The organism is Waterburya agarophytonicola KI4 (genome assembly GCF_020640915.1).
Taxonomy (GTDB): domain Bacteria; phylum Cyanobacteriota; class Cyanobacteriia; order Cyanobacteriales; family Xenococcaceae; genus Waterburya; species Waterburya agarophytonicola.
This window is the reverse complement of record NZ_JADWDC010000090.1, coordinates 1-14310: the sequence shown is the minus strand read 5'-3', so window position 1 is coordinate 14310 and position 14310 is coordinate 1. Positions and strand designations below refer to the sequence as shown.

The window sequence follows — 14310 nt, the reverse complement described above, 5'->3', positions numbered from 1 at the left end:
TGACTGATTTTATGAAACTCTAAATAATACATTTTGACGTGCGGAAGGTGGGTAGCAGCATTAATTTGGTTGACCTGACCTTGATAATCTACTGTTTCAGGCATTTCTCCTAGGTTGTATGCAAATTCAGGCGGCTTTCCTTGTGAAGGTGGTACGACCATTTTGGGAATGGCACTAGTGAGAATAACCAAGCCGTCGCAGTCTTCCATTGCAGCTTCTATTTGAGACTGATTGCTAATATTGCCAACAATAAAATTTTTTGTCAAACCAAACATTTGTTCAATCTTTTCTGGCGATCGCGCAAAACCAATTACCGTAAATTCTTTTGGTTGATTTGCCAGTTTTTTGAAAACTAAAGAACCAGTTCTTCCCGTTGCTCCAGTAACCAATACTTTTTTCATCGTTGCTATTTTAAAACTCACCTTTTAAAGTAGCATTATAGGGATCAGCTATCTTAGGCAAAATAGAGAATAGTTACAAAAAGCGTTCTCATTATCTAAAAATTTATTATTTAGGTCTATCGATTAACTTATTTCTAATAGATTTATTTTCCATTCTTTGTTTTGTCTGACAACATTAAATCGCAAAGGAATTTCTCTGCCAGACTTCAAAATTAAAGTAGTATCAATCGTCGCACTATCGCCTGTTTCCATTTTAGGAATACCCAAAGAAGTCCGTTGATATTGTTTGAACTTTTTATCTTTGATTAGTTTTCTAAATTGAGGTTTAGAGATTCTACTATGAAAATTATCTGTAGTGGAATTATAAGCCAAATCGATTTTATTTTCTAGAATCAATTTTAAAAAATCGTTAATTACTAACGGTATACCTTTGGTATTTCTCATTACGATCGCCACCACCAAGATCCAAATAAGAATAGTAATTCCTGCGATCGCACTTAAACTAATTAAAATATATTTGCCATAGGGCTGTAATAATTCCATCTTCTCTTTTTTCGTTAAATTGAATATATTGAGAGCTTGAAGCTTTTATTAAAATCTCCTCCAATTCAAGCTAGCTGATGCCACAATCAAAGCTACTACAAAAACCCCTCGCCATATCTCAGCTAAAAAATAAAACCCAACATATTTTAAGACTATGCAACAAATATTTAACATTCTTGGTTTGATACCTGGCTATTTAATTGTATTAGCAATTTTTCTGGTAATTTTGCCAACTTTTGGCGCGATTTTATTACGCTATGCTTTATATAGACATCTCAAGTCTTTGGCAAATAAAACCAAAAAACTATTAATCGGAATCAAGTTAGAATCTACTCCCACAATTATTAATAAATTAGAACAGAGATTTGTTGATAGTAAAATTAATTTAGATCGCATCAATACGGCATCAGTAATCGAAGGAGCATATAGCCAAGAAAGATTTTATTTTCTTGGTTTATCTTTAGACTGTGAATTCATCGATTATTTTTGTCGTATTCTACCTAATTTATTACTTTCTTTTGGCTTGCTCGGTACATTTTTGGGCATTACTTTTAATTTATCAAATTTGAGTCAAACTATCACCCAGATAGATATTAATGATGTCAGAAATCTAGTCGAAGAATTAAACCAGCCCTTGCAGGGAATGGGGGTAGCTTTTACCACTAGTTTAATTGCGATCGCTTGTAGTTCTTTGTTAACAGTTTTAAATTTATTGTGGAATACTAATATCATTAAAGCGGGTTTATTGAGCTATTTAGAAGACTATATCGACAACATTTATCTGCCTCAAGTACAACCTATTAGTTCAATCGAAGGTGCGATCGAAAAGTTTGGTAGTGACTTCGAGCAAATGCTGTATCAGTTAAGCAATACCATTGAAGAGTCGATGAATAAAGCCTTTAGCAGAATCGAAAATAGTGGAGAAACTTTTGAAAAGGCTGCTAACGTTTTAGATAATAGTGGTTTCCCCGAACGACTAGCTGCTGCTACTAACGATCTGGCGATCGCCCAAAATCAATTCTCTCAATCTTCTTTGATCTTACAAAAATCTACTCAATCTTTTGACCATAATTTAATTTCGATGCAAAAACTAACCAAAAAAATATTGGAATTAAATCAAGAAAAAAATGCGATCGAGCGATCGGGCTTAAAAGAAATACAGCAAGAACTATCAAAACTAGTCAATAAGATAAACTAACTAATAATCATGAAAACCAAGCGTAAAATACGAAATTACGAAGCCACAGAAAGTTTAAATGTTTGGCCATCTTTTACCGATCTAATGGCTAACGCTTTCATGATTATTAGCCTATTTTTATTACTCGCTTTATTCAAATCATTGTTTCTTAAATATGCAGCGGAAGAAACCGAACAAAACCTGAGCGACACCGAAAGACAAGTAAGATTACTCCAAAGAGAAATAGCCACTTTAGAAAACGAATTAGGCGAAAGCACTTCAGATGTGCGCCAGTTAAAAAAAGCCTCTTCCGAACTACAAAGACTATTACTCGATAGCAACGAACGCAGTCGAAACCGCGTCAATATTTTAGAATCAGAAATAGATCGCCTAAAATCAGCTCCTCCCGTAGTGGTAATCCAAGACTCTGGGGGATATCAATTCGATTCGGGTAGTGCCAAATTACCCCAAAACCTAAAAGACTATATCACCATGGATTTAGTCGATCGCATCGAACGAATCAGTCAACAACGCAATCTTTATGTCGTAGAAATTATCGGACATACCGACGGTCAAGTAAACTTTGGTAGTGGAAACCTCGACCAACAGCTAGAACAAGTAGCTTTAGGAAAACAATCTGTAGATAGTCTCAAACCTGGTTCAAATGCCGATTTAGGCTTGATGCGGGCTTTAGAAGTAGTCAAACAACTTCAGACAGTTCAAGAACAAACAGGAAGACTTAAAGGAGTAACATTTCGTCCCTATTCCGCAGCCCAAGTACAACTACCTACGGGAGATTTTGCCTCTGCTAACCGCCAACCAGATCCCAGTCGTCGTAGAATCGAAATTCGCTTCTCTCCATTAGGAAAAGCCGAAACAGTCAAGTGACTTCTCTCATCCTAAGCATTAGTCACAAGTTAAGGAAATCAGAACAAAGTCAAGAAAACTTAAGAATCGTGCAAAACTCAGAGAAAATAGGCATTTGAAGCATTTGATTTATCTATGAGTAAAGTACCTTAATGGTATGGGTATAAATCGCACAATCAAAGATTTAGAATGAGGTTTAGATATGCTTTTCGCTGCTTTTCAATCCCCTGGTCCGATTATCTTGGAAATCGGACCCATTGTTGTACGTTGGTATGGTTTACTAATTGCTTCGGCGGTTTTAATCGGTTTGACTCTTTCTCAATATCTAGCCAAACGTCGCAACGTCGATCCAGAATTACTCGGGGACTTAGCTATTTGGTTAGTTCTCTTTGCTATCCCCGCAGCCAGAATCTATTATGTTTTGTTTGAATGGCAGGAATATGCTCAACGTCCAGAGGATATAATTGCGATTTGGAAGGGAGGTATCGCCATTCACGGGGCAATTATTGGCGGGACTTTGGGTACGATTATTTTTGCTCGTCTAAATCGGATTTCACTATGGCAATTATTAGATTTGGTTGCACCTTCGGTGATTTTAGGTCAAGCCATTGGCAGGTGGGGAAATTTCTTTAACTCCGAAGCTTTTGGCAAACCGACCGATTTACCTTGGAAGCTTTATATTGCACCCCGCTATCGCCCTTTAGGATTTTTGAACTCAGAATATTTTCATCCTACTTTTTTATACGAATCTCTGTCGAATCTGGGGGTGTTTGCTATTCTGTTATTTTTATTCTTCTGGGGTTTAAAAAATCGCGATCGCCTTAAAACAGGAACACTAGCAGGGGTATATTTAATCGCCTATAGTTTGGGACGAGTTTGGATTGAATGGTTGCGTACTGATAGTCTAATGTTAGGCCCATTAAAAGTTGCTCAAGTAGTAAGCTTCAGTGCGATCTCTTTAGGTGTTTTAATCCTTGCTTGGCTTTATTGGTTTAAACGTCCTCTACCTGATGTTGTTTCTCCTCGAAAGCAACAGTCGATAAGTAATAAATAATAAGTAATAAGTAAATGACAATCTCTTCTTCTTCTCTTCAACCCGCAGTGTATATTATTGGTGCGGGGCCAGGAGATCCTGAATTATTAACCCTCAAAGCTCATAAAATCCTCGCTCAAGCAGATGTAATTCTTTATGCTAATTCTTTAGTACCCAAGCAAATCTTGCAGGATGTACGAGATGATGCAGAATTAGTCGCTACGGGAAATAAAACCTTAGAGCAAATTATCCCTTTGGCAATTGCTAGAGTAAAAGAAGGTAAATCCGTCGTGCGTCTCCATTCAGGTGACCTTACCTTGTATAGTGCGATCGGCGAGCAAATGCAAGCCTTTAGCGATGCAGACATTCCTTTTGAGCTTATTCCTGGTATCAGTGCATTTCAAGCTGCTGCTGCCAAACTCAGCACCGAATTAACTATCCCAGAGCTAGTCCAAACGATTATATTAACAAGAATTAGTGGTAAAGCCTCTGGTGTCCCCGATGCAGAAGAATTATCTTCTCTTGCTGCTCATAAAGCTAGTTTATGCTTATATTTAGCAGCTCGTCATATAGAGAAGGCTCAAGAAAAATTGTTACGACACTATCCCGCAGATACCCCCGTAGCGGTATGTTATCGCGTAGGCTGGCAAGATGAACAAATTTGGGTCGTACCCTTAGAAAAAATGGCTGCGATAACTAGAGAAAACGATCTGATTCGCACCACCCTATATTTAATTAGTCCCGCACTTCAACAAGCCGTTAAAACGCGATCGCGTTTGTACCATCCCGAACATTCTCACTTATTCCGTCCCCAGGCTAAACAAGAAAAAGAAACGAGCATTTGAGAAAAACAACTGACCAATGACCAATGACACGTGTTGCCGATCGCTGACTTAGGATATAGTTGTTGGTTAGAATTGTTAAGAAATAAAAAATATTACTAGGAGATGACTTTGGATAATAATCAAACTAAAAAAATAGCCGACGCGCTTAAGGTCGCTCGTTCCGTAGCATGGGGTGCAGCCGATATTCTTAGTTCTTTTTATCATAAAGATACTTCCGATTTGGATATTAAAGATAAAAAAGATGGTCCCGTTACCGAAGCTGATATGGCAGCCAATAAATATATTGTTGGTCGTTTAAAAGAAGAATTAGGCACAGAAGAGTTTGGTTATCTATCCGAAGAAACTTTTGATGTCAAAAAAGCCGAACCTGTAGACCATGACTGGGTTTGGATTATCGATCCCCTTGATGGTACAAGAGATTTTATCGATAAAACTGGTGAATATGGAATGCATATTGCCTTAGCTTATCAAGGTCGTCCTGTAATTGGTATTGTGGCTATTCCCGAATCACAAAAGATTTATTTTGCTTCTAAAGACCAAGGTACTTTTGTCGAAACTAAAGACGGTACAGTTACTTCTATTAAAGTAAGCGATCGCCATAAAATTGAAGATCTATACCTAATTGTAAGTCGTTCTCACCGCGACGATCGCTTTCAGAAGTTAATCGACGGTTTGCCTTTTGCTGGTAAAAAATATATGGGGGGTGTCGGGGGAAAGATTTCTACTTTATTAGAGCAAGAATCTGATGTTTATATCTCTTTGTCGGGTAAGTCTGCTGCTAAAGATTGGGATTTTGCTGCACCTGAATTAATTCTGACTGAAGCTGGTGGTAAGTTTACTTATGTTGATGGTAAGCCTGTTTTTTATAATCAAGGTGATGTTAAACGTTGGGGTTGTATTGTAGCTACTAACGGTCATTGTCATGAAGATCTTTGTGCTAAAGCTACTGCAATGCTCAAAGAGATCGATAAGAATTAATTAAGCTAATAGCTATTAGTTTCTATTAATAAAGCGAATTTGATGAGTAAGCTGAATTGAGAGATTACCCAATTCAGCTTTTTTATTTTCAGTAAATTCAGTAGATACTAAAATAGTTAGCTATGAAAAGAACGATCTATTTTAAAACTCCTGCCAACATATCTTTGATTCCATCTCCACCTTTGTTTTGAACAAAAGACAAGATGATGGGGACAAACTTACTTGCCATTCCAGGATTGAGACCTAATTGTCCAAAACCACCAGCCAATGCAGCCATATTAGCTAATTGACCCGCTTTGCCACCGCCAAGCGCGCCAGCCAGTCCGCCAAGCGCGCCAGCCATTCCTTTGCCACCAGCAGGTGCTTCGCCAATCAAACCACTGACAGCAGGTATAGCACTAGCCAATTGAGCAAAATCACCATCTGCCAATTGTTCTTTAGCCAGTTTGAAAATTAATCCCGCACCTCCTTTCGCCTGGGTTTCATCTACTCCTAAATTTTGAGTTAGTTGTTGAATAAGTTCCATGAGTTCGTGTTGTAAAATGCTTTCTCATCCATCATGCCAAAGACCTAGAGGGATTTAAAGAAAGAAATACTTAAAACTAACGGATCTGTTTATTTAGCTAAAGAAAATACAAAGTTTTCATTAAATTTAGGTAAAGAAGGGCTATCTTATCAAAAAATTTTCATCTATTTGGTTACATTAAACTTGAATTAGAAGCGACCTTCAATTTGTTTGAGTAGAATAAATCAACTTATAATCTGCAATTAGGAGAAAAATATGAAAGTTAAATATTTAGGAACTTTATTTGCTGCTTCGGTTCTAAGCTTGGGCTTAGTAACTTCTTGTGCCACCCCTTGTGCGGGAGAACCCAAAACTGGTGGAGATGCCACTGAAGTTGACCCTTGTGCTGGTGCAAACCCCTGTGCTGGTGTAGATCCTTGTGCTGGTGCAAACCCCTGTGCTGGTCAATAGCAACTGGTGAAATCAGTAACATCTTAAAGAAGAACGCGAGAAGGATAACTAAGAAACATTTAATCTCTTCTCGTTTCTTGTTTAAAATTTTAACTTCGTCTCAGGAAGAAATCAGTATTTGATAATTTTTAGCGGTTAACCTCGACAAAGCAGAGAGATAAAAATATTCTTTGTCTGTAGCATTGTGGTTTTACTTTTATGAAATACTTCAGTTTAATTAGTAGTAGTTTGTTGTGTCTTGTTTTAGCTGGTTGTTATGGCGATCGCCCAGACATCCCAGCATCAAAATCAAACGAATCGACACAATCCGATACATCCCCCATAGCCACCGTAGTCGAACTAACTCAAGTAGGCTGTCAGTTTTTGGAAGTAGAGGCAAAAAACTATCAATATCAACCGACAAGTGCCGAAGATTGTAACAAAATAAACTCCCAAACTTTAGCTGCAAGAAAGTCAGAATTTAAACCTCTAGAATTGAAACCAGGTAAATATATTTTTCGGGTAACAAACGAAAATGTCTCTTATCCCCTGGGTTTTTATTTGCGAGGATCGGGAATTCAAAAAGTTACTCTTCCTAAAGTTAGTGGTGGTGGTTTGAGTAAAGGTACGACTAAAGACTACGAAATTACCCTCAAGCCTGGGGAGTATGTTTTTAGCTGTCCTTTGAATCCGACTCCTGACTACCCAATTGTGGTGAATTAGTTTATCTTTTGACAGGTTTGTTTTCTAGGGAAGAATATTTGATTATGGGCAATCGGTTTTATGTTAAGTATTTGCTGGCTATGGCGATCGCTTTGGGTCAACAGTCAGTTATTTTTGCCCAAGTTGAATCTAGAGATTCCACCGACTCTATTGCTAATCTTCAAAATCGTTTATCTTCTCCTTGGGAAAATGCGGTTTTAAGCCATACTCTCGAATCTATAACAGAGACAAACGCAATTGAGTTTAGTCCTGATGGAAAAATCTTAGCTACGGTAGAAGCAAGTCAGATTCTTCTCTGGAGAACAGACTTAGGAGAGATTCAGCGTATTTTACCCACCCACCACGCCAGCAAATCTGCTTTGGCAATTGCGCCAACTGCGATCGCTTTTAGTCCTGACAGTCGCTTTCTTGCCACCACTACCTGGAGTCAGGGATTATTAACCCCTGATGATTCTTTAATTGTTTGGGATACTGCCACGGGAGCAAAGATTTTTCAGATTTCTGAATCAGCAGGATGTGGACAAGTGGTGTTTGATGTGTCGGGGGAGATACTTTATGGTGCTTGCGATGGAGGGGTTACTGCGTGGAGTTTTCCTCAAGGAGATAAATTATTTAGCTTCGATCTCCAACATCCTGTAGAAGCGATCGCTCTTAAGAGCGATGGTACAGTAATGGCGACGGTAGATGTGAATATTTCAGGACAACAACAAAGTCATGTCATACAACTATGGGCATTAGATCGAGATAAGCCAGTGTTATTAAATACTTTGGACGGTCATGTTAATGATATTGCTCAAATTGAGTTTACTGCTGATGGCAAACGTTTAGTCAGTAGTAGCTACGATGGCAAAATCAAGGTCTGGAATTGGCAAAAAGGAGAAATCTATCAAAAAACTAACAACCTCCACAGTAGTAATGGTTTATTTAGTTTGAGTGGCAATAGTCGCTTGATAGCGGGGAATTTTCATTCTTCAGCCATGACTAATCTGATTACGGGATTACCTTTGAGAAATGTTATGCCCCCCTCTCGTCAAGAAAGAACGAAAATTGTGGCATTTAGCCCCCAGGGCGATCTATTTGCCCAAGTTCGGCAATCTGACCAATCTAATCGCCAACAAATTTATTTATGGAAAAATGAGCCGTCAAATTCTCAACCAAAGTCAAGTATCGAAGATGATTATTTATCTCTGTCAATTGCTAAATATTGGGCTAATTCGATCGCATCAGAAGTAGATACAAATACATATACAGGGAAACCTTCACCCATTGGCACAGATCCCCAAAAGATCGCTTTAGCTGCATTGGGTTTGACGGAAATTGTTGAATCCGAAGAAGAACAAGTTGAAATTAATTATCCCCAAGATAATTTGGCTTTTGTTACTCTAACTCAAACCAATTTGGCAGATGATTCTGTGGCGGGTTTGCGTTATCTAGTCAAATTTGCTCCCTATGGTGATCGTCAGGAAAAACAGTACCGCGTAGTTTGGGCGGGCAAACAGTTTAAATGCTATGGCGATCGCGGTAATGCCAATTGGAAGAAAAATTTGTGTCAATAAACTTCATCTAAACTTTGCTAACCAACAATTAGAGGCGGTGCAAATATTGGAGATATTGCTTTAGTTTTTAATTACTAACATTTTGTTTGCTCCTGGCTGAAATTCATAGGGTACTTTTACGATCGCAGTTGAATACCCTAAATTGCTGAATTTATCCACTACAAAATCTAAATGAGGAGAAGTTTTTTGCATCAAAGTTAATAAAGGAAATATTCTTACCTCTTGGCTAACTCTCAGTATTTCCTCAATAGCAGCAATATGAAAATCGCGATCGAACTGTTCGGAATATAAAAACAAAAAATGAGAACACAACGCTAAGTCATAACTTTGATCGGCCAAATCTAGATTGGGTAATGCTTGAGTTTTATATCTATTTTCTTGTTTACCCTGTTGATAATCTGCTAAAAAAGTCTCTAAAGCTTTAATTCGTCTGGATTTTAAATCTTGAGGGTTTTTGTGATAACTCCACACCCAATTATCAGGAGTGTCAATTATCTGATCGACAATATTATCGACTACCGCATCAAATCTTTGTTTAATTTCCACACCATCAAACTGATAAATAGGATCGATGGAAGTAATGTTATATCCTTTTGCTGTACCCTCTGCATTAAAGCTAGCTGGACCATCACCCAACCCTAAAATATGCTGTTGGAGATCTTCGAGAGATAGATCGAACATCTTAATATATTCATCTAGCGATCGCCCGAAAGGAACAACTTTATCCAGCTTCATAACCATGAATGGTTTACTTCTTATCACAACAGTATTTGAATTGTAGCTAAATTGAACTCAGTTTATTCTTGATATGGTAAAGGTCAACATCTATTTATTCAAAAAGCATTAGATCGATAGACTAAAAATAGTTTCTAGATTCGGGCGGGTAATAGTTGGTAACATAAACAACGTAAGTAGATTCAACTATTTCATCCCTTATCCTTGCATCATGACTGACTTTTTGAGCCATCTTAATCCTTCTCAACGCCTTGCTGTCGAACATTATTGTGGCCCAATGTTGGTGGTAGCAGGGGCAGGATCGGGAAAAACGCGGGCGTTAACTTATCGTATTGCTAACTTGATTCGCGATCGCCAAGTTAATCCAGAGAATATTTTAGCAGTTACCTTTACAAATAAAGCTGCGCGGGAGATGCGGGAAAGGATTGAGTATATCTTTGCGACAGAATTAGCACTACAACAGCACAACCAAAGATTTGAGTTTTTAAATGAATACGAACAAAAGGCATTAAAGTCCAAGGTATATAAAAGAACGACTAAAAAGCTGTGGATCGGTACTTTTCATAGTTTGTTTGCCAAGCTATTGCGCTTTGATATTAACAAGTACCAAGACGAACGAGGACGTACTTGGAAGCGTAACTTTTCGATCTTTGATGAGTCGGATGTCCAAAGTTTATTTAAGAATATTGTTACCAAAGAATTAAATCTCGATAATAAGAAATTCGATCCTCGTAAAATTCGCTATGCAGTAAGTAACGCCAAAAACCAGGGTTTAACCCCTGAAGATTACGCCAAACAAGAGCCAGGCTATCGCGGGCGGGTAATAGCAGAGATTTACGACCAATATCAGTCTCGCCTAGCTGCTAATAATGCTTTGGATTTTGATGACTTAATTTGGATACCTGTAAAACTATTTCAGCAAAATGAATCTATCTTAGGCTATTGGCATAGCCAGTTTCAGCATATTTTGGTGGATGAATATCAAGATACCAACCGCATCCAATACGATTTAATTAGACTTCTGGCTACTAATGGCGAGATGAATAAAAGCGAATGGAATTGGAAGTTGCGATCGCTTTTTGTGGTGGGGGATGCGGATCAATCGATCTATTCCTTCCGTCTGGCTGACTATACTATCCTGCTAGATTTTCAAAAAGATTTTGGCGATGGTTTACCCGATGAAGATACTCGCACCATGATCAAGCTGGAAGAGAATTATCGTTCTCGCGAGAATATATTACAAGCAGCCAATCATTTGATTTCCCATAACAGTCAAAGGATTGATAAAGTCCTTAAACCGACTAGGGGAGTAGGGGAACAAATCTATCTTTATAAAGCCGATGAGGAACAAGAAGAAGCGCGGTTTGTCGTCAACCAAATGAAGCAGATCGAGAAAAATCACCCTGAAATTGGCTGGAAAGACTTTTCGATTTTATATCGTACCAACGCCCAGTCTCGTCCATTTGAAGATCTCCTGCTACATAATAATATTCCCTACAATATTGTCGGCGGTTTGAAGTTCTACGATCGCAAAGAGGTCAAAGACGCCCTGGCTTATCTACGCATTATTGCCAACCCAGACGATACAGTAAGTCTTCTCAGAATTATTAATACTCCCCGTCGCGGTATTGGTAAAACAACCATGGGTAGGCTGATGGATGCAGCACAACAGTTGGGCGTACCTTTATGGGAAATTGTTAATGATGAAACCTCCGTTAATACCGTTGGCGGAAAGGCTGGTAAAGCTTTAACTCAATTTGCCAAGATGATTCAAGGATTGAAAGATAACCTCGATAAATTAACCGCAGGAGATGTTTTAAATCATGTCCTCGAAGAATCGGGCTATGTCCAAGAATTACAGCAACAGGGTACAGACGAAGCAGATAACCGCATCGCCAATATCTACGAGTTGAGCAATGCGATACAACAGTTTCAGGAAGATAATGAAGAAACAAGTTTAGAAGCGTTTTTAGCTAGTGCTTCTCTTTCCTCCGATTTGGATGGCTTGGATGAAGAACAACAAAAGGTTTCTTTAATGACTCTCCACGCAGCCAAAGGTTTAGAATTCCCCGTAGTCTTCCTCGTCGGGATGGAACAAGGTTTATTACCCCACAACCGTACCCTCAACGATCCCTTAGAAATAGAAGAAGAACGTCGTCTATGCTATGTTGGCATCACTCGCGCTCAAGAACAACTATTCTTGACCTATACTAGAGAACGTCGCCTCTGGGGTACAAGAGAACCAGCCGTCTCATCTCAATTCCTGATGGAACTACCTGGGGAATTAATTAACAGTAACGTCAACGCAGCTAATACCTATCGCCGTCGTCGTCCAAAAGCGGAAAAAACTTCCCAGGCGATCGATATTGATTGGAATGTAGGAGATCGCGTTTTGCATTATGAGTTTGGTGCAGGGGAAGTTACCCATATACTAGGTAGTGGTAAAAAAGCCACTCTTGCAGTTAAATTTTTAGCTATGAACGTAACGAAAATTATTCCTAAAGTAGCCCCCATGGAAAAGGTTGAATAATATTTCTCATTAAAGAGAATATTTTTTTACGTAAGGAACTGGGACATCCCACAATCTAAGATAATGAAGAATTACCAGGACCATTTATCGGCTTCATAATTGCGATCGATACTTAAAATACTCCTCTACTTTGGCGCAAACCAAAAGGGGATATCGTTCACAAAAATACGTAATTGTGAGTAGAATATTTGTATCCAGACCCAAGGCAGATGTATCCTAAATACATATAGGTTATCAATCAACTGGAGATTGGCATTTTGGATACACAGGAATTTGATGTCGTCATAATTGGAGGGGGGCCAGCGGGTTGCACGTGTGCGCTGTATACATCAAGAGCCAATCTCAAAACCGTTATTTTGGATAAAAATCCTGCGGTGGGTGCATTGGCAATTACCCATAAAATCGCTAACTACCCAGGGGTTTCTGGGGAAATGAGTGGAGATGAACTACTCAAAAACATGAGAGAACAAGCTGTTGAATATGGTACTTCTTATCAACGCGCTCAAGTGTTTGGCATTGATGTCAGTGGCGAAATGAAAAAGGTATACACCCCAGAAGGAACATTTGTCGGGAAGTCATTGGTGTTGGCTACGGGTGCAATGGGAAGGAGTGGGGCTTCTTTTGAAGGAGAATCAGAATTTCTCGGTCGGGGAGTTAGCTATTGTGCCACTTGCGATGGTGCGTTTTATCGCGATCGCGAAGTAGCAGTAGTCGGTCTTAACCAAGAAGCAGTAGAAGAAGCTCAGTTTTTGACCAAATTTGCTTCTAAGGTGCATTGGATTACTTTTAAAGATCCCAAACAAGAAGACCATCACGCCCACGATTTGCTTGCGATGCCCAACGTCAAACACTGGCGACGCACTCGTTTGGCATCGGTGGAAGGTAATGGTGGAGGAGTAACGGGAGTTAAATTGAAGACCAAAGACGCCGACGAACCACAACCGCTAGATGTAGAAGGTGTATTTATTTATCAAAACGGTTCAAAACCTATTACAGACTTTATTGGTGATGGAGTTGAATACAATGCTGATGGTGGGGTAAAAGTTAATGATGATATGTCGACAAATGTTCCTGGTGTTTGGGCAATTGGAGACATTCGCAATACTCCTTACAAACAAGCTGTAGTAGCTGCGGGAGATGGCTGTATTGCTGCAATGGCGATCGACCGCTATCTCAATCATCGCAAGTCTATCAAACCTGATTGGGATCATTCATAAGTAATAAGTAATAAGTAGTAAGTAGTAAGTAATAAGTGTTTAAAAATATTTATTTGTTACTTGCTACTTTCAATAGATACTCGATCGATCACTTTTTCTGAACCCGACTGGGTAACTTCTATTAAAGATAATTCTCCCTCGGCTTCCCCTTTTAGATACATTTGCCCCGCCGACTCTCCTCCAAGATCGATCTTGCCTAATATTTGTTGGGTTGCTGGATCGAAATTAAACTCAAAATAAGTCCCCGTGGCTATTCCTTCAACTACATTGTTGTAGTTCGCCATTAGTTCGCCAGAAGGATTATAAAAACTAATTTTTAGTGAATCTAGGACTTCAGTTTTACCATTTCCTCGTTCCCGAATCATTTTGGGTTTTTGAGTTTCATCGTAACTAAATGTTGTTTTGACTGTATATCCAGCAGGAGTATTAAACTGCAATTTCTGGGTAACTGCTAAGGCTGGAAATGCAATCCACAAGCTAAGGGCAATGACGATTGTTAGATTGGTGACTAAATTAACAAAAAAGTTTTTATATTTTGCCATACTAAAAAACACAATTATATTTCCCAGCTAAAGACTTAGATTAGTAATACTATAACCAGAGACGGAATGCGGAGGTAACCGTTCATTCCCCCCTCCGAAAAAGCAAGCAAAATTTGGGACGAGCGCGATCTCGCCCGTCCATTAATTAACTGCGCTAAGAGTGAAGACAATTAATCTAACTGAGGTGGCAACAGGTTTTCGCAGTAAA

15 protein-coding genes are annotated in these 14310 nt (G+C 38.9%); 10 read left to right on the top strand and 5 right to left on the bottom strand.

What is annotated here, in order from left to right; genetic code table 11:
• Together I4641_RS21455 and I4641_RS21450 are read right to left on the bottom strand one after the other, a co-directional pair.
• The coding region (locus I4641_RS21455) for an NAD(P)H-binding protein (RefSeq protein ID WP_229642635.1) at positions 1-401 on the bottom strand (401 nt) is incomplete at its 3' end.
• Positions 402-524: 123 nt separating this feature from the next.
• Entirely contained in the window at positions 525-944 is a 420-nt protein-coding gene (locus tag I4641_RS21450; protein WP_229642634.1) for a nuclear transport factor 2 family protein, read from the bottom strand.
• Positions 945-1098: 154 nt separating this feature from the next.
• On the opposite strand from I4641_RS21450, the gene I4641_RS21445 reads away from it, so the two are divergent.
• From I4641_RS21445 to I4641_RS21425, 5 genes are all read left to right on the top strand, one after another.
• Positions 1099-2142, top strand: a complete 1044-nt coding sequence (locus tag I4641_RS21445) for a methyl-accepting chemotaxis protein (RefSeq protein WP_229642633.1) — start codon at positions 1099-1101, stop codon at positions 2140-2142.
• A 9-nt stretch (positions 2143-2151) separates the two neighbouring features.
• Positions 2152-3009 carry an OmpA family protein gene (locus I4641_RS21440; RefSeq protein WP_229642632.1) on the top strand — a complete coding sequence of 286 codons (858 nt, stop codon included), beginning with the start codon at positions 2152-2154 and terminating at the stop codon, positions 3007-3009.
• A 181-nt stretch (positions 3010-3190) separates the two neighbouring features.
• A complete protein-coding gene (gene lgt, locus I4641_RS21435) occupies positions 3191-4042 on the top strand; it encodes a prolipoprotein diacylglyceryl transferase (RefSeq protein ID WP_229642631.1) in 852 nt (283 codons plus the stop codon).
• 14 nt (positions 4043-4056) lie between these two features.
• Positions 4057-4866 (top strand): precorrin-4 C(11)-methyltransferase, encoded by an 810-nt coding sequence (gene cobM / locus I4641_RS21430; protein WP_229642630.1) that lies wholly within the window; start codon positions 4057-4059, stop codon positions 4864-4866.
• A gap of 102 nt (positions 4867-4968) precedes the next feature.
• A complete protein-coding gene (locus I4641_RS21425; RefSeq protein ID WP_229642629.1) occupies positions 4969-5844 on the top strand; it encodes a 3'(2'),5'-bisphosphate nucleotidase CysQ family protein in 876 nt (291 codons plus the stop codon).
• A 136-nt stretch (positions 5845-5980) separates the two neighbouring features.
• On the opposite strand, the gene I4641_RS21420 is transcribed toward I4641_RS21425, so the two are convergent.
• Complete coding sequence (locus tag I4641_RS21420) at positions 5981-6388, bottom strand: DUF2780 domain-containing protein (RefSeq protein ID WP_369426860.1); 408 nt, start codon at positions 6386-6388, stop codon at positions 5981-5983.
• Positions 6389-6625: 237 nt separating this feature from the next.
• On the opposite strand from I4641_RS21420, the gene I4641_RS21415 reads away from it, so the two are divergent.
• The 3 genes from I4641_RS21415 (at position 6626) to I4641_RS21405 (ending at position 9078) form a co-directional block, all read left to right on the top strand.
• On the top strand, positions 6626-6820 hold the full coding sequence (locus tag I4641_RS21415; RefSeq protein ID WP_229642627.1) for a hypothetical protein: 195 nt from the start codon (positions 6626-6628) through the stop codon (positions 6818-6820).
• Between the two features lie 198 nt (positions 6821-7018).
• Positions 7019-7522 carry a hypothetical protein gene (locus tag I4641_RS21410; protein WP_229642626.1) on the top strand — a complete coding sequence of 168 codons (504 nt, stop codon included), beginning with the start codon at positions 7019-7021 and terminating at the stop codon, positions 7520-7522.
• A gap of 44 nt (positions 7523-7566) precedes the next feature.
• Complete coding sequence (locus I4641_RS21405; RefSeq protein ID WP_229642625.1) at positions 7567-9078, top strand: WD40 repeat domain-containing protein; 1512 nt, start codon at positions 7567-7569, stop codon at positions 9076-9078.
• A gap of 60 nt (positions 9079-9138) precedes the next feature.
• On the opposite strand, the gene I4641_RS21400 is transcribed toward I4641_RS21405, so the two are convergent.
• Positions 9139-9819: an SAM-dependent methyltransferase gene (locus I4641_RS21400; RefSeq protein ID WP_369426859.1), complete on the bottom strand. Its 681-nt coding sequence runs from the start codon at positions 9817-9819 to the stop codon at positions 9139-9141.
• A gap of 205 nt (positions 9820-10024) precedes the next feature.
• On the opposite strand from I4641_RS21400, the gene pcrA reads away from it, so the two are divergent.
• Together pcrA and I4641_RS21390 are read left to right on the top strand one after the other, a co-directional pair.
• A complete protein-coding gene (gene pcrA, locus I4641_RS21395; protein ID WP_229642623.1) occupies positions 10025-12343 on the top strand; it encodes a DNA helicase PcrA in 2319 nt (772 codons plus the stop codon).
• Positions 12344-12600: 257 nt separating this feature from the next.
• Entirely contained in the window at positions 12601-13560 is a 960-nt protein-coding gene (locus I4641_RS21390) for an NAD(P)/FAD-dependent oxidoreductase (RefSeq protein WP_229642622.1), read from the top strand.
• 56 nt (positions 13561-13616) lie between these two features.
• Here I4641_RS21390 and I4641_RS21385 read toward each other — a convergent pair whose 3' ends face one another.
• Positions 13617-14102, bottom strand: a complete 486-nt coding sequence (locus I4641_RS21385) for a hypothetical protein (protein ID WP_229642621.1) — start codon at positions 14100-14102, stop codon at positions 13617-13619.
• Between the last annotated feature and the right edge of the window lie 208 nt (positions 14103-14310).